Here is a 24063-nt window from a genome sequence, read left to right on the forward strand (position 1 = left end):
GAGCAGGTCAACCAGACCATCGTGCAGATGGACGAGACCACCCAGCAGAACGCCGCCCTGGTCGAGGAAGCCTCCGCCGCCGCACGCGCCATGGAGGAACAGGCCGCCGGCCTCGTCCAGGCCGTGACCATGTTCAGGCTGGGCTCGCACGAGCCCGCCCCCGCCAAGCCCGCGGTCGGGCCCGGTGTACGCGGCTCGCTGCGCCTGGTGCCGCCGGGCTGAATACGCCATGTGCGAAGGCGGCCGGGAACCGCCTTCGCACCCGCAGGCGCGGGAAGGACCCCGAAAGATTTCACGCGCGTCGCCGATATCGATGGGACATGCCATCGCCCCTCGGACAGCCATCGATGGACCCCAGGCGCGTTCTCCGCCAGCGGCCGCCCCGGTGCGCCGCCCGCGGCGCGCGCGGCGGTTGCCCGGGCGGCATGCCGGCCATCGGAACCAGTGCCGCCAGCGCCGCGGGCCGCCGGGGCAGCCGGCCATGCGCACCGCCGTCCGTCGCCCCGCACGACCGGCCCGCATCAACTTCGCCCGTCCCGGGCCGATACCCTTTGATGCGGAAAGCCGCGCCCAATTCGTCCCGAGCCCGCCGACCCGAGATGAACGCACAGTTGCCCCACCCACCCGACCACCGCGACTTCGAGTTCGCCGACCGCGACTTCCGCCGCGTCTGCCAGATGATCCACGTCCGCGCCGGCATCGCCCTGGCACCCGGCAAGCGCGACATGGTCTACGGCCGGCTTTCACGGCGCCTGCGCGCACTGGACATCGACAGTTTCGGCCAGTACCTGGACATGCTCGACGCCGATCCCGACGGCGAGGAATGGCAGTCGTTCACCAACGCGCTGACCACGAACCTGACCGCGTTCTTCCGCGAGCCGCACCACTTCGAGCGCCTGCGCGCGCAACTGGCCGGCGCCGGCCGCGGCGCCCCCCTCCGGCTGTGGTCGTGCGCGGCCTCCACCGGGGAGGAGCCCTACTCGATGGCGATCACCGCCTGCGAGGCCTTCGGCACGCTCTCCCCGCCGGTGCGCATCCTGGCCACCGACATCGACACCCAGGTGCTGGCCACCGCGCAGCGCGGCGTGTATCCGGTCGACCGGATCGCCGGCCTGGACGATGGCCTGCGCCGCCGCTATTTCCAGCGCGGCACCGGCCCCAACGAGGGGCGCTGCAGGGTCAACCCGGCACTGCAGGCGCTCGTGGAGTTCCGGCAGTTGAACCTGCAGGAACCCCGTTACGAAGTGGGCGGCACCTTCCTGGCGCTGTTCTGCCGCAACGTGATGATCTACTTCGACAAGGCGACCCAGCGGGCGATCCTGTCCCGGCTGATCACCCACATGGACGCCCACAGCCTGCTCTACACCGGGCATTCGGAAAACTACCTGCACGCGGCCGACCTGATCCAGTCCTGCGGCCGCACCCTCTACAAGCGCAATCCCTCGGCGGCCCGCGCATGAGCGGCGCCGCGCTCCAATCCGGCGAGATCCTGCGCTATCGCGACCCGCAGTTCCAGGTGCCGGCGGCCAAGCTGCTGCCCACCCAGTACCTGGTGGTGGACGACGGCACCGCCCTGGTCACCGTGCTCGGCTCCTGCGTGGCCGCCTGCATCCGCGACCCGCTGCTGAACCTGGGCGGCATGAACCACTTCCTGCTGCCCGACGGCAACGCCGGCGACGGCGCGCCGGCACGCTATGGCAGCTATGCCATGGAAGTGCTGATCAACGAGCTGCTCAAGCGCGGCGCCAGCCGCAAGCGCCTGGAGGCCAAGGTGTTCGGCGGCGCCAACGTGCTCAAGGGCTTCACCAGCAACCCGGTGGGCACGCGCAACGCCGAGTTCGTCCGCGGCTACCTGGACGCCGAGCGCATCCCGGTGGCGGCCGAGGACCTGTGCGGCATCCAGCCGCGCAAGGTCTGGTTCTTCCCCCACACCGGCAAGGTGATCGTGCACCGGCTGCCGCACGCGCACGACGCCGAGGTGGCCGCCGCCGAATCGGTGGTCCGCGCGCGCCTGTCGCGCAGCCCGGTCAGTGGCGGCGTGGAGCTGTTCTGATGGTGCCGATCAAGGTGCTGGTGGTCGACGACTCGGCCGTGGTCCGCCAGCTCATGACCGAGCTGCTGTCGCGCGACCCCGGCATCGAGGTGGTGGGGACCGCCGCCGATCCCCTGCTGGCGCGCGAGAAGATCAAGCGCCTGAGCCCCGACGTGCTGACCCTGGACGTCGAGATGCCGCGCATGGACGGCCTGGCCTTCCTCGAGAACCTCATGCGCCTGCGGCCGATGCCGGTGGTGATGGTGTCCTCGCTGACCGAGCATGGCGCCGACATCACCCTGCAGGCGCTCTCGCTGGGCGCGGTGGACTTCGTCACCAAGCCCAAGCTGGGCGTGGCCCGGGGCCTGGAGGAATACGCCGGCGAGATCGTGTCCAAGGTCAAGGCGGCCGCCCGCGCACGGGTCCAGGCGCTGCCCAGGCCGGTGCAGCGCCTGCAACCGGCCAGCGCCCCACCGCGGCCCGTGGCCGCGCGCTTCCGCACCACCGACCGCCTGATCGCCATCGGCGCCTCGGCAGGCGGCACCGAAGCCATCCGCGTGGTGCTGGAACAGATGCCGCCCGATGCGCCGGCCATCGTCCTGACCCAGCACATCCCCGGCAGCTTCAGCCGCGCCTTCATCGAGCGCCTGGACCGGCACTCGCAGATGCTGGTGCGCGAGGCCACCGATGGCGAAGCGATCCTGCCCGGCCACGCCTACCTGCCGCCGGCCGACCACCACCTGCGTGTGATCCGCGACGGTGCCCGCTGGCGCTGCCGGATCGACGGCGGCCTGCCGGTCAACCGGCACCGTCCCGCGGTGGACGTGCTGTTCCACTCCGTCGCCCAGAGCGCCGGCGCCAACGCGGTGGCGGCGGTCCTCACCGGCATGGGCGACGACGGCGCCCGCGGCCTGCTCGAGCTGCGCAACGCCGGTGCGGCCACCCTGGTCCAGGACGAGGCCACCAGCGTGGTCTGGGGCATGCCCGGCGCCGCGGTCAAGCTCGGCGCCGCGCAGGAGATCCTGCCGCTGGACCGCATCCCTGCGCGGCTGCTGGAGCTGGCCGGCGGCACCGATACCGTCGCCGGCGACTGAAGCGCCGCTCGCCGGTTCAATCCGGGTTGGCCACTCCATGCGGCACGTGGCCGGCGGCCACGTGCAGGCGTGCGCTGTCGATGTTGTGCGCCGAGTCGTCGAAGAAGATGTCCGCGCCGAACGCGGCCAGGAACGGCCCCTTCGCGCGCCCGCCCAGGAACAGCGCTTCGTCCAGGCGCACGTCCCATTCGCGCAGGGTCCGGATCACCCGTTCGTGCGCCGGGGCCGAGCGCGCGGTGACCAGGGCGGTGCGGATCGGCGCGTCCTCGCCGGCGGGAAAGGCCGCCTGCAGGTCGTGCAGCGCCGACAGGAAGCCGCGGAACGGCCCACCGGACAGCGGCTCGTGCGCGCGCTGGTGCTCGTGCAGGCCGAACGCCTCCACGCCCTGCTCGCGCGAGATCCGCTCGCTCTCGTCGCCGAAGATCACCGCGTCGCCGTCGAAGGCGATGCGCAACTGGTCGCGGTGCGCGGCGGCCGCGCGCGACGCCGGCAGGATGGTGGCTGCGGCCACGCCGTGCTGCAGCGAGCGCCGCACCGACTCGGGGTTGGCCGACAGGAACAGGTCGGTGCCGAACGGCGCCACGTAGGGCCAGGTCGGCTCGCCCGCGGTGAACACCGCGCGCACGATGTCCAGGCCATGGTGCTGGATGGAATTGAAGATGCGCAGGCCGGTATCGGCGGAATTGCGCGACAGCAGGATCACCTCGACCTTGGGGACCTGGTCCGGCAACTGCCGGTTGAGCGCCAGCAGCTTGCGCACCACCGGGTACGCGACGCCCGGCTCGAGCACCTCGTCCTCCAGCCGGTGCTGGTATTCGGCATAGGCCTGTACGCCCTCGCGCTCGAACAGCGAGTGGCTTTCCTCCAGGTCGAACAGGGCGCGGGAGGTCACCGCCACGGTGAGCAGGCGCGGGGCGTGGTCGTCGAGCGGGCGGATGGACGGCGGCATGCGGCGATTATCGCATCGGGGCCGGCCCCGGGCCGGTCCCTTGCGCGCCCGGCGGCCGGCTCAGCTTCCCGGGACCTGCAGCAGCATGGCCGGCCCGCGCCGCTGGTCCGGAGTCACCGCGCGCACCTCCAGCATCAGGTTGAGTGCCTGCTGCTGGGCGGGCGTGCCGTCGAACCAGGTGAACAGGTGCTCGGTCTTGCGTCCACTGACCGGTGCGACCACCGGGCCCGGCGGCATCAGCCCCTCCGGCGCCGTGCCCTGCGCAAGCCGGTACTCGAAGCCGATCTCGTCCAGGCCGTAGCCGCTGCCGCGCGGCCAGCGCAGCTTGACCGACAGGAAGCCCATCTGGTCGCAACTGGCGCCGCCGTTCAGGCCGCGGGTGACGTGCACGCTCTCCACTTCCGGCGCGGGCAACGAGGAATCGTCGACCAGGCGCGAGGTTTCCGCCGCGAAGGACGAAAGATTGCTGGTGAAGGCACAGGCGGCCACCGCCTCCTGCGCCGGCCAGACACAGCAAAGCAGAATCAGATACCACGACTTCACGGGATCCCCCCCTTTTACAGCCTTGCGGAACGTGCGGGCCGGCAGCGGGCCGCCGGTGGCCGCATGCGCCCCCGTACTGAAGGGCGCAGTCCCGTCATACCACGAATTGCTCGCTGAGGATACGTTCTTCGAGGTTGTGCTCGGGGTCGAACAGCAAGGTCACGGTGCGGTCGGCCGACTCGCGGATCACCACCTCGACCACATCGCGGGTCTCGTGCGAGTCGGCGGTGACGCTGACCGGGCGCTTGTACGGATCGAGCACTTCGAAACGGATCTCGGTGTCGGCCTTGAGGATGGCGCCGCGCCAGCGGCGCGGGCGGAAGGCGGCGATGGGCGTCAGGGCGATGGTGTGCGAGCCCAGCGGCAGGATCGGCCCGTGCGCGGAGAAGTTGTAGGCGGTGCTGCCGGCCGGGGTGGCGACCATGACCCCGTCGCAGATCAGCTCGTCCAGCCGGGTCTGGCCGTTGAGGCCGATGCGCACGTGCGCGGCCTGGCGGGTCTGGCGCAGCAGCGAGACCTCGTTGTAGGCCAGCGAACCGACGCTGCTGCCCGACTCGGTCAGGGCCAGCATCTCCAGCGGGCGCAGCTTGGCCGGCTCGGCCGTGGCGATGCGCTCGAGCAGGTCCTCGCGGTGATGGTGGTTCATCAGGAAACCCACGGTACCCAGCTTCATCCCGTACACCGGCTTGCCCAGCGCACCGTAGCGGTGCAGCGTCTGCAGCATGAAGCCGTCGCCGCCCAGCGCGCAGATCACGTCGGCCTCCTCCAGCGCGCACTGGCCGTGGCACGCGACCAGGTCGGCCAGCGCCTCCTGGGCGTTGGGCGCGCTGCTGGCGAGAAAGGCGATGCAAGGGCGGGAATTCATCGTGTTCTCCATCCGGACGGCATGCGTCCGCCGCGGAAGGATAACCGCCCGCGGCCGGCGATGCGTCCGCGTGGGTCGGCGGCCATGGCGCAACCTTCGCGTTCGGCGTCCTTCGCCCATGCTATGGAACGGGGATGGCCGGCACGGCACGGGTGTGCGTGGCTTCGGCGGGAGCCGCGCCGGTGCCGGGCTATCGCTCTCCCCTCGGGCAGGCATCCTGCCCGCACTCGGGGTCGCGGGCCATCCATGGCCCGCTTGCCGCGATACCCCGGCACCGATGCGTCTTTGCACGCTTAAGGAAAACCACGCGCTTGCGAAGGACGCCGCTCCCCCGGGCATGGCGCAAGCAGGCCATGGATGGCCTGCGTTCGCGAGTAAAGGGCATGGATGCCGTCCCGAGCGATGCACCATGCCCTCGGGAAACGGCGGCTCCGTCCGAAGCCGCGCCTTCAGCCGTGCGCCGCCAACTGCCCCAGCTTCTGCACCGCCACCGACAGGGTCGGGTAGTCCAGGGTCTTTTGCGCCGACAGGTCGGCGAGCATGCCCAGGGTGAAGCGCAGGCGCGTGTCGTCGCGCCGCAGCCACTGCGCGACCTTCGCATCAGCATCCGCGCCCGGCTGCGCCACCGCCTGCCCGGCGAGCGTGCGCTGGTGCGCGGCCAGTTCGTCGCGCATCACCCCGCGCGCGACCGCATGCCAGCGCCCGTCGACCTGCAGCGCATCGATCTGCTCGAACAGCCAGGGCAGCCCCAACGCGTCGCCCAGGCGGAAATGCACGCGCGAGACGTCCACCGGCTTGAGCCGGCACGCGTGCGCCAGCTCGATGATGTCGAACGCCGGCTCCAGGTAGGGCAGCTCGGACAGTTCCTGCGCCAGCGCCGGCGGCATGCCCTTGTCCTTCCATCCCTGCACCGCCGCCTCGTAGCCCGGGCGCTGCGAGGCCGGCAGCACGCCGGAGGCCGAGCGGATGTCGTTGAACGGATCGCGGTAGCGCTCCACCGCGTCGGTGATGCTCGGCATCGGCCCGGGGCGGTGCAGCAGCCAGCGCACGAACGAGCGCTGCAGGTTCCAGATCACCTGCAAGGCGTCGATCTGCGCCGACTCGGGCAGCTTGCCGTCCAGGGCGTCGATCTGCGCCCACAGCCGGCGCGCGTCCAGGGTCTCGCGGCCGATGGTGTAGGCCTTGGCCACGTCCGCCGGGCTGCGGCCGGTATCCTCCTGCATGCGCAGCAGGAAGGTCGCGCCCATCCGGTTGATGGTGGCGTTGGTCACCGCCGTGGCGATGATCTCGCGCTTGAGGCGGTGGCGCTGCATCTGCCCGGCGTACTTCTTCTGCAGCGGCCCGGGGAAGTAGCGCTGCAGCTCCTTGGACAGGTACGGGTCCTCGGGGATGTCCGAGTCCAGCAACTGCTGGTAGGCCACCAGCTTGGAATAGGACAGCAGCACCGCCAGCTCGGGCCGGGTCATGCCCTGCCCGCGCGCCTTGCGCGCCGACAGCTCCGCGTCGCTGGGCAGGAACTCGATCTGGCGGTCCAGCAGGCCCTGCGCCTCCAGGGTGCGGATGAAATGCTGCTTGGACCCCAGCCGGCGCACGCTCATCCGCTCCATCAGGCTGATGGCCTGGTTCTGGCGGTAGTTGTCCAGCAGCACCAGCCGCGCGACCTCGTCGGTCATCGAGGCCAGCAGCCGGTCGCGCGCCGGCGTCTTCAACTGCCCCGCGCGCACGGCCTCGCCGAGCAGGATCTTGATGTTCACCTCGTGGTCGGAGGTGTCCACGCCGGCGGAGTTGTCGATGAAGTCGGTGTTGAGCAGCACGCCGTTCTGGGCCGCCTCGATGCGGCCGAGCTGGGTCATGCCCAGGTTGCCGCCCTCGCCGACGATCCGGCAGCGCAACTGGTTGCCGTCCACCCGCAGAGCGTTGTTGGCGCGGTCGCCGACGTCGCCGTGCTGCTCGCCGGAGGCCTTGACGTAGGTGCCGATGCCGCCGTTCCACAGCAGGTCCACCGGGGCCTTGAGGATCGCGGCGACCAGTTCGTGCGGCGGCAGCGATCGGACGCCCTCCTCCAGCCCCAGCACGGCGCGCACTTGCGGGGTGATCTCGATCGCCTTGGCGCTGCGCGGGTGCACCCCGCCGCCCTTGCCGATCAGCCTGGCGTCATAATCGGCCCAGCTCGAGCGCGGCAGCTTGAACAGGCGCTCGCGCTCGGCGTAGGAGCGCTCGGCGTCGGGGTCCGGGTCGAGGAAGATGTGGCGGTGGTCGAACGCCGCCACCAGGCGGATGTGCCTGGACAGCAGCATGCCGTTGCCGAACACGTCGCCGGACATGTCGCCGATGCCCGCGCAGGTGAAGTCCTCGCTCTGGCTGTCGCGGCCCAGTGCGCGGAAGTGGCGCTTGACCGATTCCCACGCGCCGCGGGCGGTGATGCCCATGCCCTTGTGGTCGTAGCCGGCCGAGCCGCCGGAGGCGAACGCATCGCCCAGCCAGAAGCCGTGGGCGATGGCCAGGCCGTTGGCGATGTCGGAGAACCGCGCCGTGCCCTTGTCGGCGGCCACCACCAGGTACGGGTCGTCCTGGTCGTGGCGGACCACCCCGCGCGGCGGCACGATCGTGCCGTCGACGATGTTGTCGGTGATGTCCAGCAGGCCCTGGATGAAGAGCCTGTAGCAGGCCACGCCCTCGGCCAGCACCGCGTCGCGGTCGCCGGAGGCCGGCGGCCGCTTGACGAAGAAGCCGCCCTTGGCGCCTACCGGCACGATCACCGAGTTCTTCACCATCTGCGCCTTGACCAGGCCCAGCACCTCGGTGCGGAAGTCCTCGCGCCGGTCGGACCAGCGCAACCCGCCGCGGGCCACCGGGCCGAAGCGCAGGTGGGTGCCTTCCACCCGCGGCCCGTACACGAAGATCTCGCGGTACGGGCGCGGCCTGGGCAGGTCGGGCACCTGTGCCGGATCGAACTTGAAGCTGACGGTTTCCGCCGGTTGGCCATCGGCCCCGGCCTGGAAGTAGCTGGTGCGCAAGGTGGCGTCGATCACGCCGATGAAACCGCGCAGGATGCGGTCGTCGTCCAGGCCGTCGACGCGGTCCAGCAGCTTCAGCAGGGCCTCGCGCACCGCACCGGTGCGCGCCTGGCGGTCGCCGTCCCACGCATCGGCCAGCGCCTGCAGCACCTTGGCCACGGCCGCGTCGCCACCGGCCAGCGCCAGCAGACCATCGGCCAGGCGCTGGCCCTCGGCGCGCGCCTGCGCGGCCGTCCGGCGCTCCGGCTCCGGCTGGAAGCGCGCCTGGAAAAGCTCCGCCAGCAACCGCGCCAGCAGCGGATAGCGGCCCAGGGTCTGCTCCACCGCGCCCTGCGAGAACGGCACCCCGGTCTGCAGCAGGTATTTCCAGTAGCCGCGCAGCAGCGCCACCTGGCGCCACTCCAGCCCCGCGGCAAGCACCAGGCGGTTGAAGGCGTCGTTCTCGGCCCGCCCGGACCAGACCGCGGCGAACGCGTCCTCGAACGCCGGCGCCAGCGTCGCCGCGTCGCCGCCGTCGGCGATGCGCTCGACCTCGAAGTCCTGGATGTAGACCGTCTGGCTGCCGCCATCGGGCAGCGCGGCCTGCAACCGGTAGGGATGCTCGGAGATCACCCGCAGGCCCATGTTCTCCATCAGCGGCATCACGTCCGACAGCGGGATGTCGTCGTTCTGGCGGTACAGCTTCAGGCGCACCCCGGCCGCGCCCTCGCGCGCCACCGGCTGCAGGCTCAGGCGCAGGTCGTCCGGGCCGGCCAGGGCGGCCAGCCGCTCGACGTCGTTGGCGGCCAGCTCCGGGGAGACGTCCTCGATGTAGCCGGCCGGCAACGCGCGCCCGTAGCCATTGGCCAGGCGCAGGCCCTGGGCCTCGCCATGGCGGGCGACCAGCAGTTCGCGCAGGTCGTCGCGCCAGTTGCGCAGCAGGTGGGCCAGGCGGCGCTCCAGCTCGGCGGTGTCCAGTTCCACCGCCTCGCCGGTGCGCGGCCGCACGATCAGGTGCACCTGCGCCAGCGGCGACTCGCCCAGGACCACGCTGGAATCGACGTGCTCGCCGTGCAGCGCCTCCTTCAGCAGCGCCTCGATGCGCACCCGCGCATCGGTGTTGAAGCGCTCGCGGGGCAGGTACACCAGCGCCGAGAAGAAGCGGCCGTAGCGGTCGCGGCGCAGGAACAGGCGGCTGCGCACGCGCTCCTGCAGGCCGAGCACGCCCGTGGCGGTGCGGAACAGTTCCTCCTGGCTGGACTGGAACAGTTCCTCGCGCGGCAGCGTCTCCAGGATGTGGCGCAGGGCCTTGCCGCTGTGGCTGTCCGGCGCCAGGCCGGAACGGCGCATCACGTAGTCGTGGCGCTCGCGCACCAGCGGGATCTCCCATGGACGCCGGTTGTAGGCGCTGGAGGTATACAGGCCGAGGAAGCGCTGCTCGCCGGTGATCCGGCCCTGGGCGTCGAACTCCAGCACGCCCAAATAGTCCATGTAGCCGGCGCGGTGCAGGCGCGAGCGCGCGTTGGTCTTGGTCAGGATCAGCGGCTCGCCGGCGCCGGATTCGTTCAGGCCCTGCGCGGCGAGGGTGCGTACCGGGCGCGGCGCGGCCTTGTCCTTGCCGCGCATCAGGCCCAGGCCCGACCCTTCCACCGGCGCCAGCACGTCCTCCCCGGCGCGGCGCACCACGCGGTACTCGCGGTAGCCGAACAGGATGAAGTGGTCGTCGGCCGCCCAGTGCAGGAATTCCCGCGCCTCGCGCCGGGCGGCGTCGCCCACCGGCAGGTGCCGGGTGGCCAGGTCGTCGGCCAGGGACTGCATGCGCTCGCGCATCGGCCCCCAGTCGGACACCACCGCGCGCACCTCGGCCAGTACCGCCTCGATGCGGCGGGCGACCGCCGCCATCGCCTCGGCCGGCTGGCGGTCCAGTTCGATCAGCATCAGCGACTCGGGCCTGCCCTCGCCCACCTTGGTCAGCCGGCCGGCGCGGTCGCGCTCCATCCGCACCAAGGGGTGGCCGAGCACGTGCACGCCCACGCCCATCTCCGCCAGGGCCATGCTCACCGAGTCGACCAGGAACGGCATGTCGTCGTTGACGATCTGCAGCACCGTGTACGGCGACTCCCAGCCATCGGCCTCCAGGACGGGGTTGAACACGCGCACGTTGGCGGTGCCCGGCTTGCGCCGGCGCGCGAACGCCAGCATGTCCATGCCGATCGCCGCCCACGCCGCCGGCGCGTGCTGCGGGTATTCGTCCGCTTCCATGCGCTGGTAGAACGCCGCGAGAAATTCGCGCGCCTCGGCCTGGCCGGCGGCCGGAGCCCGCTTGCGCACGGCGGCGAACACCGGTTCCAGGCTGATGCCGCCCTCTTCCTCCCTGGCCCGCGACACGGGCGTCGATCCTTTGCGCGCCCCCTTCCCGGCGGCCTTCCCGCCAGCCGTTCCGGAGGGGGAAGCCGGCGCGCGCTTGGCAGCGCGCGGTGCCTTGGGTCGGGAGTTCATGGCGCGATCGCCTGCAGGAAAAGTTGCGGGGATTGTAGTCCTGGGGTCGGGAAAAACCGTGCTGCATAGCGGAAGAATCGGCACTTCCAAAATAGTGAACTGGACGGTATAGTCCAGCCCGCATGCCACCCTCCCTCTCCCCCCACCCCGCGCCCAGGCCCCCGCGCCCGCGCGACGATGCCCGCCACCGGCGGGTGTCCGATGCCGTGCGCGCGCTGGTGGCCGAGCACGGCGTGCACATCAGCATGGATGCGGTGGCCGCGCGGGTCGGCTGCTCCAAGCAGACCCTGTACGCGCGCTACGGCTCCAAGCAGGCCCTGCTGGCGCGGGTGGCCAACGACGGCATGGCGGTGGCCCGCCTGTCGGCCACGCCCACCGCATCGACCCTGCGTCCGGCGCTGCTCGCCTTCGCCCACGAGCACCTGGCGCACCTGGCCAAGCCCGCCACCATCGGCGCCGCCCGCCTGGTCACCGCCCAGGCGCAGCAGTTCCCCGAGGAAGTGGCCGAGCTGTTCGCCGGCTGGGTCGGCGCCCTGGAGGCGCAGCTCGCCGCCTGGCTGCAGCAGGCCATGCGCCGCGGCCTGCTGCGGCATGACGATCCGCACTGCGCAGCGGAACTGCTCTTGGGCATGATCGTCGGCCTGGACTTCGACCGCCAGCGCCACCTGGCGCCGCACCGGTCCGCGCCGGAGGCCAGGTCGCGCTGGGCGGAATTCGCCATCGACAACTTCCTGCGCGCCTTCGCACCGCCCTGCGCCCTCACCTGACACAGTCCCAACATCGCACCGGAGCATCTCTCCCATGACCACCCATCGTCCCCTGCTCCTGGCCTGCGGCCTGCTGGCCCTGGCGGCCTGCTCGTCCGAGGAAGCCGCCGCCCCGCCACCGCCGGAAGTGGGCGTCGTCAAGGCGCAACCGCAGACCGTACCGCTGCAGCGCGACCTGGTCGGCCGCCTGTCGCCCTACCGCAGCGCCGACGTGCGCGCCCGCGTGCCGGGCGTGCTGCTCAAGCGCACCTACCAGGAAGGCAGCGACGTGAAGGAGGGCCAGGTCCTGTTCGAGATCGACCCGGCGCCGCTGCAGGCCGCGCTGGGCGTGGCCCGCGGCCAACTGGCCCAGGCCGAGGCGACCTACGCCAACGCCCGCACCGCGGCCGAACGCGCGCGCCAGTTGGCGCCGCAGAAGTACGTCTCCCAGAACGACCTGGACAACGCGGTCGCCGCCGAGCGCAGCGCCGCCGCCGCCGCCCAGGCCGCGCGCGCCACCGTGCGCAACGCCGAGATCGATCTGGGCTACGCCCGGGTCGCCGCGCCCATCGCCGGCCGCGCCGGCAAGCAGCAGGTGACCGAGGGCGCGCTGGTCGGCCAGGGCGACGCCACCCTGCTGGCCACCGTCGACCAGCTCGACCCGCTGTACGCCAACTTCTCCATCGGCTCGACCGAGCTGGAGCAACTGCGCTCGGCATCCAACGTGGCCCTGTCCGGCGCCGGCAAGTCCACCGTGCAGTTGCTGTTGCCGGGCGGGCGCGTCTACGCCCAGCCCGGCACCCTGGACTTCTCCGACGCCACGGTGGACCCGGCCACCGGCACCGTCTCGCTGCGCGCGGTGCTGCCCAACCCGGACGGGGCGCTCCTCCCCGGCAGCTTCGTCACCCTCAAGGCCAACCTGGGCGAGCTGCACGACGTGTTCCTGGTGCCGCAGCCGGCGGTGCTGCGCGACGCCAACGGTGCCTACCTGTACGTGGTCGGCGACGGCGACAAGGTGGTGCGCAAGACCGTGGCCGCCAATACCGCCGACGATGGCCGCTGGCTGGTGACCTCCGGCCTGGCCGCGGGCGACCAGGTGATCGTGGCCGGCGTGCAGAAGGTCAAGGAGGGCGCCCAGGTCCAGCCCGCCCCGTGGAAGCCGGAGGCCGGCGACGGCGCGGCCCCCGCCCAGGCGGCCGAGGCCGCCACGGCCGCCCCCGCGGGCGAGCAGCCGGCCGAGTAAGGACTCCCCATGCCCAAGTTCTTCATCAACCACCCGGTCTTCGCCTGGGTCGTGGCGATCCTGATCTCGCTTTCGGGCGTGATCGCGATCCTCGGCCTCGGCGTGGAGTCCTACCCCAACATCGCGCCGCCGCAGGTCACCGTCAGCGCCAACTACCCCGGCGCCAGCGCGGCCACGGTCGAGAAGGCGGTCACCCAGGTGATCGAGCAGCAGCTCACCGGCATCGACCACCTGCTCTATTTCAGCTCGTCCTCCAGCGCCACCGGCCGGGCCAGCATCACCCTGACCTTCGAGACCGGCACCGACGCAGACATCGCCCAGGTGCAGGTGCAGAACAAGGTCGCCCTGGCCACGCCGCGCCTGCCCACCGAGGTGATCCAGCAGGGCGTGGTGGTGGCCAAGGCCAACGCCGGCTTCCTGATGGTGGTGGGCCTGATCTCCGACAACCCGGCGGTGGACCGCAACGCGCTGAACGACCTCAACGGCTCGCGGGTGATCGACCAGATCTCGCGCATCCCCGGCGTGGGCAGCGTGCAGCAGTTCGGCGCCGAGTACGCGATGAACATCTGGCTGGACCCGGAGAAGCTGCAGGGCTACGGCCTGTCGGCCACCCAGGTGCTGGCCGCGGTGCGCGCGCAGAACGTGCAGTTCGCCGCCGGTTCGGTCGGCGCGGACCCGGCGCCCGAAGGCCAGGCGTTCACCGCCACCGTCTCGGCCGAGGGCCGCTTCAGCTCGCCCGAGGAGTTCGAGCGCATCATCCTGCGCGCCGACGCAGACGGCACCGCCGTGTACCTCAAGGACGTGGCCCGCGTGGCCTTCGGCCCCGGCGCCTATGGCTTCGACACCCGCTACGACGGCAAGCCGATCGGCGCGTTCGCCGTGCAGTTGCTGCCGGGCGCCAACGCGCTGAACGTGGCGCAGGCGGTGCGCGCGAAGATGACCGAGCTGGAAGCCACCTTCCCGCAGGGCGTGACCTGGATGTCGCCCTACGACAGCACCACGTTCGTGAAGATCTCCATCGAGGAAGTGGTCAAGACCCTGCTCGAGGCGGTGGTGCTGGTGTTCCTGGTGATGCTGCTGTTCCTGCAGAACCTGCGCGCCACCATCATCCCCACCCTGGTCATCCCGGTAGCGCTGCTGGGCACGTTCCTGGGCCTGTCGATAATTGGCTTCACCATCAACCAGTTGACCCTGTTCGCGCTGGTGCTGTCGATCGGCATCGTGGTCGACGATGCGATCGTGGTGATCGAGAACGTCGAGCGGATCATGACCGAGGAGGGCCTGCCGCCCTACGAGGCCACGGTCAAGGCCATGGGCCAGATCACCGGCGCGGTGGTGGCCATCACCGTGGTGCTCGCCGCGGTGTTCATCCCCAGCGCGCTGCAGGGCGGCGCGGCCGGCGAGATCTACAAGCAGTTCGCGCTGACCATCGCCATCGCCATGGGCTTCTCGGCGTTCCTGGCGCTGGGCTTCACCCCGGCGCTGTGCGCGACCTTCCTCAAGCCCAGCCACCAGGCCAACTCCAACGTGGTGTTCCGGCTGTTCAACAAGTACTACGACCGCATCAGCCACACCTACGTGGGCCACATCGGCGGCGCGGTCAGGCATGCGCCCCGCTGGATGATCCTGTTCGCGGTGCTGGCGATCCTGTGCGGCTTCCTGTTCACCCGCATGCCCGGCAGCTTCCTGCCCGAGGAGGACCAGGGCTATGCCATGGCCATCGTCCAGTTGCCGCCGGGCGCCTCGCTGCAGCGTACCCAGGAGGTGTTCGACCAGATGCGCGGGCGCCTGCAGGACATCGAGGGCTACCAGAGCATGATGCAGGTGGCCGGCTTCAGCTTCGTCGGCTCCGGCGAGAACGTGGGCATGGCCTTCATCCGGCTCAAGCCCTGGGCGGACCGCGACCTGACCGCGCCGGAGTTCATCCAGCAGGCCAACGGCGCGCTGTTCGGGATCAAGGAGGCGACGATCTTCGTGGTCAACCTGCCCACCGTGCAGGGCCTGGGCCAGTTCGGCGGCTTCGACATGTGGCTGCAGGACCGTACCGGCCAGGGCCAGGAGGCGCTGACCCAGGCGCGCAACACCCTGCTGGGCGCGGCCGCGCAGAACGCCTCGCTGGCCGGGGTACGTCCCAACGGCCTGGAGGACGCGCCGCAGTTGCAACTGCACGTGGACCGCATGCAGGCGCAGTCGATGGGCCTGGAGGTGGGCGACATCTACAACGCGATCAGCCTGATGCTGGCGCCGGTGTACGCCAACGACTTCTTCTACGAAGGCCGCATCAAGCGGGTGACCCTGCGCGCCGACGCGCCCTACCGGCTGGGCGCCGAGTCGCTGGGCAGCTACTACACGCCCAGCCCGAACGGCACCGGCATGGTGCCGCTGACGGCGGTGGTCGATGCGCAATGGCAGACCAGCCCGCCGTCGCTGAACCGCTACCAGGGGTACGCGGCGGTCAACATCGTCGGCTCCCCCGCCCCGGGCCACAGCTCCGGCGAGGCCATGGCGACCATGGAGGACATCGTCCAGAACGACCTGCCGGCCGGCTTCGGCTACGACTGGTCGGGCATGTCCTACCAGGAGATCCTGGCCGGCAACACCGCCACCCTGCTGCTGGTGCTGTCTATCGTGGTCGTGTTCCTGTGCCTGGCCGCGCTGTACGAGAGCTGGTCGATCCCGGTGGCGGTGCTGCTGGTGGTGCCGCTGGGCATGCTCGGCGCGGTGCTGTTCAGCCTGGCCCGCGGCCTGCCCAACGACATCTTCTTCAAGATCGGCCTGATCACGATCATCGGCCTTGCCGCCAAGAACGCGATCCTGATCGTGGAGTTCGCGGTGGAGCAGCGCCTGGCCGGCAAGACCCTGCGCGAGGCGACCATCGAGGCCGCGCGCCTGCGCTTCCGCCCGATCCTGATGACCTCGTTCGCGTTCATCATGGGCGTGGTGCCGATGGCCCTGTCCAGCGGCGCCGGCGCCAACGCGCGCCACGCGATCGGCACCGGCGTGATCGGCGGCATGGTATTCGCCACCTTCCTGGGCCTGCTGCTGATCCCGGTGTTCTTCATCGTGGTCCGGCGCATGCTCGGCGACAGCCTGGACGAGCCGTCCAAGGACTGGCTGAAGAAGCAGCGCCAAGGCGAGGCGGCGACGCACTGAGCGTCGCCGGCCGCGAGCCAGTGCTAGGAGGCCCCGGCGGCGACGCCGGGGCTTCCCGCTTTCTGCACCACGCCCATGCGGGAGCCGGGTACGGCCGGCGACCGCCATGCCGCCCCAAAAAAAAACGCTCCGGCCTGGCCGGAGCGTCGGATGCCTCGCCGATGGCGCGCGGGGATTACTTCACCGCTTCCTGGTAGCGGCGCTCCACCTCGTCCCAATTCACCACGTTGTAGAACGCGCCGATGTAGTCCGGGCGGCGGTTCTGGTACTTGAGGTAGTAGGCGTGCTCCCACACGTCAAGGCCGAGGATCGGGGTATTGCCGTCCATCAGCGGGCTGTCCTGGTTGGCGCTGCTCTCCACCACCACCTTCTTGTCCGGGGTGACGCTGAGCCAGGCCCAGCCGCTGCCGAAGCGGCTCAGCGCGGCCTTGGTGAAGGCCTCCTTGAACTTGTCGAAGCCGCCCAGGTCCTGGTCGATGGCCTTGGCCACCCCGCCCTTGGGCTCGCCGCCGCCCTTGGGCGACATCACGGTCCAGAACAGGCTGTGGTTGGCGTGGCCGCCGCCGTTGTTGCGCACCGGGCCCTGCAGGCTCTCCGGAAGGCTCTTGACCTTGGCCACCAGTTGCTCGACCGGCAGGCCGGCGTGCTCGGTGCCTTCCAGCGCCGCGTTGACGTTGTTGATGTAGGTCTGGTGGTGCTTGGTGTGGTGGATCTTCATCGTCTCCGTGTCGATGTGCGGCTCCAGCGCATCGTAGGCATACGGAAGTTCGGGGAGGGTATAGGCCACGGTGGTCTCCTTGGTATTTCGTGCCCGGCGATCGCGGGCGCGGCGGGCACAGTGTAGGGATGCCGGCGTGCGCAACCAAGATGCGGCGGGGAATGCTGCGTCCCGGTCCCCGGGCGGCATGCGGAGAACGAGCATGCCGCCACCCCGGTTTCGACGGCGTGAAGCGTGCCGGCGCCGCGCGAGGGCCCCGGTTCGAGCGCCGGACGCCACGCTCCCGCATACTCTTGCGCATCCGCCCTGTGCATCCATGGAGACGCCACGCACATGACCGCATCGCGTACCGGGCGCCTGCTTGCCATCGTCATCGCCGTGGCCGCGATGGCATGGCTGGCCCTGCCGCAGGCGCAGGCCCCGCAGCCGCCTGCGGCCGCGGTGGCGCAGGCCGGGGCGGGCATCGCCGCCGCCGCGCGGCGCGGCCACGATGCCGATGCCCTCCCCGCCTTCCTGCCGCCGGAAGCGGCGCCGGTGGTGCGGCGCATCCTGCAGGGCGGCCCGTTCCCGCACCGCCAGGACGGCGGCGTGTTCGGCAACCGCGAGCGCCGCCTGCCCCGGCGGACGCACGGCCACTACCGCGAGTACACCGTGCCCACGCCCGGGCTGTCGCATCGCGGCGCGCGGCGCATCGTCACCGGCGGCCAGCCACCGGTCGAATGGTTCTATACCGACGACCACTACGAGAGTTTCCGCGCCTTCCAGCCTTTCGCAGCGCAGGCCCCGCAATGAGCGAATCAGGATTCGACCTCGGCCTGGACGATGCCGCGCAGGCCGGCCTCTACGAGACCGACGCGGACAGCCTGCCGGCCCTGGCCGCGGCCGCCCGCGACGCCGGGCTGCTGGTGCGCCACATCGACCTGGACGGCTGCCGCGACAAGGCCACGCTGCTGCTGCGCCTGTCCGCCGTGCTGGACCTGCCCGCAGGCTTCGGCCGCAACTGGGATGCCCTGTCCGATGCGCTGCGCGACCTGGACTGGCTGCCGGCGCCGGGCTATGCGCTGCTGCTGGAAGAGGCCGGGCAACTGCAGGCGGCCTGCCCGGGCGACTACGACACGCTGCTGGACATCCTGCACGAGGCCTCGCAGGCCTGGGCCGCGATGGACGTGCCGTTTTGGGTGTTCCTGGCCACCGATGCCGAGGACCAGGACGAAGCCGGGGCGCCGCGGCTTCACTGAATCCGGCGCGCCGTCGCGGCGCCGATCCCCTGGAGGCGATGGACCGTGCGGCGCCCCTTGGCCGCGGTAACCGCAGCGGATGCCCGCGCCGATACCGTGCTCAGCCGTCCAGTTCGGCCCAGCGGGCGTAGGCCGTGTCCAGTTCGTCCTGCGCCTGCGCCATGCGCTGGGTATGCGCCGCCACGACGCCGGCCTCCTGCTGGTAGAAGGCCGCGTCGGACATGGCCGCGGTCAGTGTCGCCAGTTCGGCTTCCAGCGTTTCGATGCGCACCGGCAACCGCTCCAGCTCGCGCGCGTCCTTGTAGCTGAGCTTGCGCTTGCCGGCCGGCGCCGGGGCCGGCGACGCGGCGGCGGCCGGGGCCTTTTCCGGCGCCGGCCCGCGTGCCGCGACGGTGGCTTGCGCCGGCCGCTGCCGCAGCCAGTCGCCATAGCCGCCCACGTACTCGCCCACGCGGCCCTGGCCTTCCATCACCAGGGTCGAGGTGACCACGTTGTCGAGGAAGTCGCGGTCGTGGCTGACCAGCAGCAGGGTGCCGGCATAGTCGGCCAGCAGGTCCTCCAGCAGCTCCAGGGTCTCCACGTCCAGGTCGTTGGTCGGCTCGTCCATCACCAGCAGGTTGGAGGGCTGGGCGAACAGCCGCGCCAGCAGCAGGCGGTTGCGCTCGCCGCCGGACAGGCGGGTGATCGGCGCTCGGGCGCGCTCGGGCGTGAACAGGAAATCCTGCAGATAGGCCAGCACGTGCTTGCGGCTGCCGTTGATCTCGATGAAGTCCTGCCCGCCGGCCACGTTCTCCATCGCGTTCCAGTCCTCGCGCAGCACCGCGCGGTACTGGTCGAAATAGGCCACCTGCAGTTGCGTGCCGCGGCGCACCTCGCCGCGCTGCGGCGCCATCTCGCCCAGCAGCAGCTTGAGCAGGGTGGTCTTGCCGCTGCCGTTGGGGCCGATCAGGCCGATGCGGTCGCCGCGCAGGATGGTGGTGGAGAAGTCGAGGACCATGGGCCGCTCGCCGAAGGCGAAGGACACCTCCTGCGCCTCGATCACCTTCTTCCCGGAAGCATTCCCCTGCGCCGCCTCCATGCGCACGTTGCCGGCCAGCTCGCGCCGCTGCGCACGCTCGCTGCGCATCGCCTTCAGCCGCCGCACGCGGCCCTCGTCGCGGGTGCGGCGGGCCTTGATGCCCTGCCTGATCCAGGTTTCCTCCTGGGCCAGCAGCTTGTCGAAGCGTGCGTTCTCCTGCGCCTGCGCGTGCAGCCGTTCCTCGCGCCGGCGCAGGTAGTTGTCCCAGTCGCCGGGCCAGTCGCTCACCTGCCCGCGGTCGATCTCCACGATGCGGGTGGCCAGCGCGCGCAGGAAGCGGCGGTCGTGGGTGACGAACACCACGCTGCCGTTCCACTCCTTCAGGAACGCCTCCAGCCAGTCGATCGCCTCGATGTCCAGGTGATTGGTCGGCTCGTCCAGCAGCAGCAGGTCGGGCGCGCAGACCAGCGCGCGGGCCAGCAGCACGCGCCGCTTCATGCCGCCGGACAGGCGCGCGAACGCGGCCTCGCCCTCCAGCTCCAGGCGGCTGAGCACCTCGGCCACGCGCAGGTCCAGGGTCCAGCCGTCGGCGCCGTCGATGCGGGCCTGCACCCGCGCCAGCGCGCCCGCGTCGAATTCCGGCGCGTGGTTCAGGCGGTGGAACTCGGCCAGCCACGCGCCCAGCTCGCCCAGGCCCGCGGCGACCACGTCGAACACGCTGCCGTCGGTGCCCAGCGGCACCTCCTGTTCGAGGCGGGCGATGCGCACCCCGGCCTGGACCCGTACCTGGCCGTCGTCGGGCGGCAGTTCACCGGCCAACAGCTTCAGCAGGGTCGACTTGCCGGCGCCGTTGCGGCCGATCAGGGCGATCCGCTCTCCGGGTTCGATGGCCAGTACGGCCTTTTCCAGCAACAAGGGGCCGCCGACGCTGTAGTCGACGTTCTGCAAGGTGATCAGGGGCATGCGTGTATTGTACGGGCGCGCGCCGGCGCTTCGTCGCGCGCGCCTGGCCGAAGCGGAAGCACTCGCGTGAATCGGCGCCTCGCCGCGGCCGCGACCTGCGAGAATAGTGCATGACCGATTTCGCTTCGCTGCCGCTGTCCCCGGCCCTGCATCCGGGCCTGGACGCCCTGGGCTACACCACGCCCACGCCGATCCAGGCCCTGGCGTTGCCGCCGATCCTCGATGGACGCGACCTCATCGCCCAGGCCCCCACCGGCAGCGGCAAGACCGCCGCCTTCGGCCTGGGCCTGCTGCAGCGGCTGGACCCGGCCGGCACCCGTACCCAGGCGCTGGTGCTGTGCCCGACCCGCGAACTGGCCGACCAGGTCGGCCGCCAGTTGCGCCGCCTGGCCACGGGCATCGCCAACCTCAAGCTGAGCGTGCTCACCGGCGGGGTGTCGCTGGAGCCGCAGACCGCCTCGCTGCAGGCGCACGACCCGCAGGTGGTGGTCGGCACGCCCGGCCGGATCCAGGAACTGGCCCGCAAGCGCGTGCTGCACCTGGGCGGGGTGCGCGTCCTGGTGCTGGACGAGGCCGACCGGATGCTGGACATGGGCTTCGAGGAGCCAGTGCGCGAGATCGCCGGCCGCTGCGACGCGCATCGGCAGACCCTGCTGTTCTCGGCCACCTTCCCCGACGGCATCCGCGAGCTGGCGCGGCAACTGCTGCGCGCGCCGGCCGAGGTCGCGGCCGAAGCGGCCGGCGGCGCACCGGCCATCGAGCAGCATTTCTTCGATGTGGACCCCGCCTTCCGGCAGAAGGCCGTGGCCGACCTGCTGCTGCGCTACCGGCCCGAATCGGCGGTGGTGTTCTGCAATACCCGCAAGGACGTGGACGAGGTGGCCGGCTCGCTGCGCCAGTTCGGGTTCTCCGCCCTGGCCCTGCATGGCGACATGGAGCAGCGCGACCGCGACGAGGTGCTGCTGCAACTGGCCAACCGCAGTTGCAACGTGCTGGTGGCCAGCGACGTGGCCGCGCGCGGCCTCGACGTGGAGGACCTGGCGGTGGTGCTCAACCACGAGCTGCCCACCGACGTAGACGCCTACCGCCACCGCATCGGCCGCACCGGCCGCGCCGGGCGCGGGGGCCTTGCGCTGAGCCTGGTGGCGCCGCGCGAACGCGCGCGCGCGGAGATGATCGCCGCCGTCCAGCAGCCGTCGCCTTCGCGCCAGAACGCGCCGCTGGCCACCGGCCGGCCGTCGCAGCCGGCGCAGGCGCCCATGGCCACGCTGCGCATCGACGGCGGCAAGACCGACAAGCTGCGCCCCGGCGACATCCTCGGTGCACTGACCGGCGAAGCGGGGCTGCCGGCAGCGGCCATCGGCAAGATCGCCATCCACGCCACCCGTTCCTACGTCGCCATCGCCCGCGCGCAGGTCGAGCGCGCATCGGCCCGGCTCGAATCCGGGAAGATCAAGGGGCGCCGTTTCCGGGTGCGCCCGCTCTGAGCGGGATGCGCCGTCTCTGTAGGCCCCGGCTTGCCGGCGCCTACAGGCGGAGCAGCGACTGCAACGGCGCCTCCGAGGGCCAGCGGGCGCGCCCCGGCAGTGCGTGCAGCTCTATCAACACCGCCGCGCCCGCCAGCACCGCGCCCTGCCGCCGCAACAATCGCGCCGCCGCGGCCAGGGTGCCGCCGGTGGCCAGCACGTCGTCCACCAGCAGTACCCGCGCCCCTGGCGGCAATGCATCAGCCTGCATCTGCAGGCGGTCGCTGCCGTACTCCAGCGCGTAGCCTTCCTCCAGGACCCGGCCCGGCAGCTTGCCCGGCTTGCGCAGGGGCACGAAGCCGGCATCCAGTTCCCGCGCCAGGGCCGCGCCAAGGATGAAGCCGCGCGACTCGATCCCGGCCACCGCGCCGATCCCGGCTTCGCGCCAGGGCGCGGCCAGCGCCGCCAGCATCGCGGCAAACCCGCCCGCATCGGCCAGCAGCGGGGCGATGTCCTTGAACACGATGCCCGGCGACGGGAAATCCGGAATGTCACGGATCGCGGCGGCCCAGGCGGGTGAATCTGCAGGTTCGTCCATGCGCAAGCCGTGTCGGAAGGCGGCCCAATCCTAGCGCAGCGCCGACTGCGGCATCGCGCGCGCGCCACGAGGCGGCCGCGGACGGCCGGACGGAACCGGGGCGATCGGGCAGCGCATGGGAAACGCAACACATCGAAGGAAAGCGTCGTCCCCGCCGCCCTCGCGCATGCCTGGAGCGCGGCCCGGCCCAGGCAGTGGCCGTCTTGCCATGGACCACGACGTGCTCAGGAACTGCACGACAGCATCGAGCATCCTGCGCGATGCCGCGCCCACTCCGGGCGCCGCTGCGCGTAGTGTGCCCTGCCCGGCTGGTCCTCGTACGGACGGCGCACGACCTCCAGCAATTCGGCGATGCCGCTGGGATCGCCCTGCTCGGCGCGGTCGATGGCCTCCTGCGCCAGCCAGTTACGCAGGACGTAGCGCGGATTGGCCCGTCGCATCCGCTCGCTGCGCTGCCCGGCGTCCAGTGCATCGTCGGCCAGGCGCGCGGCATAGCGGGCCAGCCAATCGCGCAGCGGCGACTCGACCTGCGCGCGCGCGTCCGCATCGTAGAACGCATCGGCGAACGCCGTCGTATCGGTCGCCGCCGCGCCCGGCCGGCCGAGCGCGCGGAAGAACAGGGTCATGTCGACCTGCCCGGCCCGCAGCAATCCCCGCAGGTCGGCATACAGCCCCAGATCGGCGTCGCGGCAGCGCTCCAGGCCCAGCTTGCGCGCGACCATGTCCCGCTCGGCCGCCGCCCAGGCCGCGCCGAAGCGTTGCAGCCCCGCCTCCAGCGGCGCCGCGTCGGTGAACAGCGGCGCCAGCGCCTGCGCCAGCCGGGCCAGGTTCCAGTACGCCACCTGCGGCTGGGTGCCGAAGCGATAGCGGCGGCCCTGCGCATCGGTGGTGTTGGGCGTCCAGTCCGGGTCGTAGTCCTCGATCCAGCCATAGGGGCCGTAGTCCAGGGTCAGGCCGAGGATGGACATGTTGTCGGTGTTCATCACCCCATGGACGAAGCCCACCCGCATCCAGCCGGCCACCGTCCACGCCGTGCGCTCGCACACCTGCGCGAACCATTCCGCGTCGCCGGCCTCGCCCCGCTCGGCCAGCTCGGGGAAATGATGGCGCTGGACGTGGTCGGTCAAGGCCCGCAGCAGCCCGGTATCGCCGCGCGAGGCCGGCAGTTGCCAACTGCCGAAGCGCAGGAAGCTGGGCGCCATGCGGCACACCACCGCACCGGGCTCGGCCCGCGGATGGCCGTCGTAGAACATGTCGCGCAGCACGTCCTCGCCGGTGCCGACCAGGGACAGCGCGCGCGTGGTCGGGATGCCGAGGTGATGCATGGCCTCGCTGCACAGGAACTCGCGCACCGACGAGCGCAACACCGCGCGTCCGTCGGCGAAGCGCGAATACGGCGTACGCCCGGCGCCCTTCAATTGCAGTTCCCAGCGGCCGCCCTCCGCGCCCAGCGCCTCGCCCAGCGAGATCGCGCGGCCATCGCCCAACTGTCCGGCCCAGTTGCCGAACTGGTGGCCGCCGTAGTTGCCGGCCCAGGGCTGCATGCCCGGCAGCAGCGCGTTGCCGGCCAGTACCTGGACGGTCCCCGGGGCCTGGATGTCGTCCCGTCCCAGGCCGAGCAGCGCCGCCGCCTCGGGCGACCAGGCCAGCAGGCGCGGTGCCGCCACCGGCGTCGGGTCGACCCGCGACCAGGCCGCCTGGACGTCGCGCACGCGCGCCCCGGCTTCCGGATCGCCGGGCAGTTCGCGCAGGAAGGTGTTGTCGAATTCGATATGCATGGACCCCAGATGCGGCCGGGACGCGGGTCCGGCAAGGCTCCCAATCGACGACCCAAGGCACCGGCGCCACGGAACGACCGGCGCCCCGGCCTGGCAAGCGCCCGCCTGTCCCCGCCCCGCAAACGAAAAACGCCGGAGGCTCGCGCCCCCGGCGTTCTTCTGGT

At 71.5% G+C, this 24063-nt stretch carries 17 protein-coding genes and 1 pseudogene; 10 read left to right on the forward strand and 8 right to left on the reverse strand.

The genetic code is table 11. The features are described from left to right. The 4 genes and pseudogenes from HNR76_RS14690 to HNR76_RS14705 form a co-directional block, all read left to right on the forward strand. Window positions 1-222 (forward strand): annotated as a pseudogene (locus tag HNR76_RS14690) (hypothetical protein); the annotation flags it as partial. 377 nt (window positions 223-599) lie between these two features. After that, window positions 600-1460 carry a CheR family methyltransferase gene (locus HNR76_RS14695; protein WP_162312301.1) on the forward strand — a complete coding sequence of 287 codons (861 nt, stop codon included), beginning with the start codon at window positions 600-602 and terminating at the stop codon, window positions 1458-1460. Further along, window positions 1457-2053 (forward strand): chemoreceptor glutamine deamidase CheD, encoded by a 597-nt coding sequence (gene cheD / locus HNR76_RS14700; protein WP_162312302.1) that lies wholly within the window; start codon window positions 1457-1459, stop codon window positions 2051-2053. The genes HNR76_RS14695 and cheD overlap by 4 nt, the downstream gene beginning before the upstream one ends. Beyond that, window positions 2053-3126: a protein-glutamate methylesterase/protein-glutamine glutaminase gene (locus HNR76_RS14705; protein ID WP_162312303.1), complete on the forward strand. Its 1074-nt coding sequence runs from the start codon at window positions 2053-2055 to the stop codon at window positions 3124-3126. The genes cheD and HNR76_RS14705 overlap by 1 nt, the downstream gene beginning before the upstream one ends. Window positions 3127-3142: 16 nt before the next feature. On the opposite strand, the gene HNR76_RS14710 is transcribed toward HNR76_RS14705, so the two are convergent. The 4 genes from HNR76_RS14710 to HNR76_RS14725 all read right to left on the reverse strand — a co-directional run bounded on the left by HNR76_RS14710 (window position 3143) and on the right by HNR76_RS14725 (window position 10867). Further along, entirely contained in the window at window positions 3143-4075 is a 933-nt protein-coding gene (locus HNR76_RS14710) for a 5'-nucleotidase (protein WP_162312304.1), read from the reverse strand. A gap of 60 nt (window positions 4076-4135) precedes the next feature. Continuing rightward, window positions 4136-4618 (reverse strand): hypothetical protein, encoded by a 483-nt coding sequence (locus HNR76_RS14715; RefSeq protein ID WP_162312305.1) that lies wholly within the window; start codon window positions 4616-4618, stop codon window positions 4136-4138. Between the two features lie 94 nt (window positions 4619-4712). Beyond that, window positions 4713-5483, reverse strand: coding sequence for an NAD kinase (locus tag HNR76_RS14720; RefSeq protein ID WP_162312306.1), 771 nt, complete (start codon window positions 5481-5483; stop codon window positions 4713-4715). A gap of 449 nt (window positions 5484-5932) precedes the next feature. Beyond that, complete coding sequence (locus tag HNR76_RS14725) at window positions 5933-10867, reverse strand: NAD-glutamate dehydrogenase (protein ID WP_425501845.1); 4935 nt, start codon at window positions 10865-10867, stop codon at window positions 5933-5935. A 233-nt stretch (window positions 10868-11100) separates the two neighbouring features. On the opposite strand from HNR76_RS14725, the gene HNR76_RS14730 reads away from it, so the two are divergent. Genes HNR76_RS14730 through HNR76_RS14740 form a run of 3 tightly spaced genes read left to right on the forward strand, consistent with a single transcriptional unit; the run spans window position 11101 to window position 16120 of the window. Continuing rightward, window positions 11101-11745 carry a TetR/AcrR family transcriptional regulator gene (locus HNR76_RS14730; RefSeq protein WP_183982342.1) on the forward strand — a complete coding sequence of 215 codons (645 nt, stop codon included), beginning with the start codon at window positions 11101-11103 and terminating at the stop codon, window positions 11743-11745. Window positions 11746-11779: 34 nt separating this feature from the next. Then, entirely contained in the window at window positions 11780-12967 is a 1188-nt protein-coding gene (locus HNR76_RS14735; protein ID WP_162312256.1) for an efflux RND transporter periplasmic adaptor subunit, read from the forward strand. Between the two features lie 9 nt (window positions 12968-12976). Then, complete coding sequence (locus HNR76_RS14740; RefSeq protein ID WP_162312255.1) at window positions 12977-16120, forward strand: multidrug efflux RND transporter permease subunit; 3144 nt, start codon at window positions 12977-12979, stop codon at window positions 16118-16120. A gap of 175 nt (window positions 16121-16295) precedes the next feature. Here HNR76_RS14740 and HNR76_RS14745 read toward each other — a convergent pair whose 3' ends face one another. Continuing rightward, window positions 16296-16907, reverse strand: a complete 612-nt coding sequence (locus HNR76_RS14745) for a superoxide dismutase (RefSeq protein WP_162312254.1) — start codon at window positions 16905-16907, stop codon at window positions 16296-16298. Window positions 16908-17171: 264 nt separating this feature from the next. On the opposite strand from HNR76_RS14745, the gene HNR76_RS14750 reads away from it, so the two are divergent. Further along, window positions 17172-17630: a guanyl-specific ribonuclease gene (locus HNR76_RS14750; protein ID WP_162312253.1), complete on the forward strand. Its 459-nt coding sequence runs from the start codon at window positions 17172-17174 to the stop codon at window positions 17628-17630. Then, window positions 17627-18076 (forward strand): barstar family protein, encoded by a 450-nt coding sequence (locus tag HNR76_RS14755; protein ID WP_162312252.1) that lies wholly within the window; start codon window positions 17627-17629, stop codon window positions 18074-18076. The genes HNR76_RS14750 and HNR76_RS14755 overlap by 4 nt, the downstream gene beginning before the upstream one ends. 100 nt (window positions 18077-18176) lie before the next feature. Here HNR76_RS14755 and HNR76_RS14760 read toward each other — a convergent pair whose 3' ends face one another. Continuing rightward, window positions 18177-20057 carry an ATP-binding cassette domain-containing protein gene (locus HNR76_RS14760; RefSeq protein ID WP_162312251.1) on the reverse strand — a complete coding sequence of 627 codons (1881 nt, stop codon included), beginning with the start codon at window positions 20055-20057 and terminating at the stop codon, window positions 18177-18179. Between the two features lie 110 nt (window positions 20058-20167). Here HNR76_RS14760 and dbpA point away from each other — a divergent pair, with 110 nt between their 5' ends. Continuing rightward, on the forward strand, window positions 20168-21544 hold the full coding sequence (gene dbpA, locus HNR76_RS14765) for an ATP-dependent RNA helicase DbpA (protein WP_162312250.1): 1377 nt from the start codon (window positions 20168-20170) through the stop codon (window positions 21542-21544). Window positions 21545-21584: 40 nt separating this feature from the next. Here dbpA and HNR76_RS14770 read toward each other — a convergent pair whose 3' ends face one another. Then, entirely contained in the window at window positions 21585-22121 is a 537-nt protein-coding gene (locus tag HNR76_RS14770; RefSeq protein WP_162312249.1) for an adenine phosphoribosyltransferase, read from the reverse strand. 224 nt (window positions 22122-22345) lie between these two features. Beyond that, window positions 22346-23899 carry a protein adenylyltransferase SelO gene (locus HNR76_RS14775; protein WP_162312248.1) on the reverse strand — a complete coding sequence of 518 codons (1554 nt, stop codon included), beginning with the start codon at window positions 23897-23899 and terminating at the stop codon, window positions 22346-22348. Between the last annotated feature and the right edge of the window lie 164 nt (window positions 23900-24063).

The sequence above is a fragment of the Pseudoxanthomonas broegbernensis genome, assembly GCF_014202435.1.
GTDB lineage: Bacteria > Pseudomonadota > Gammaproteobacteria > Xanthomonadales > Xanthomonadaceae > Pseudoxanthomonas > Pseudoxanthomonas broegbernensis.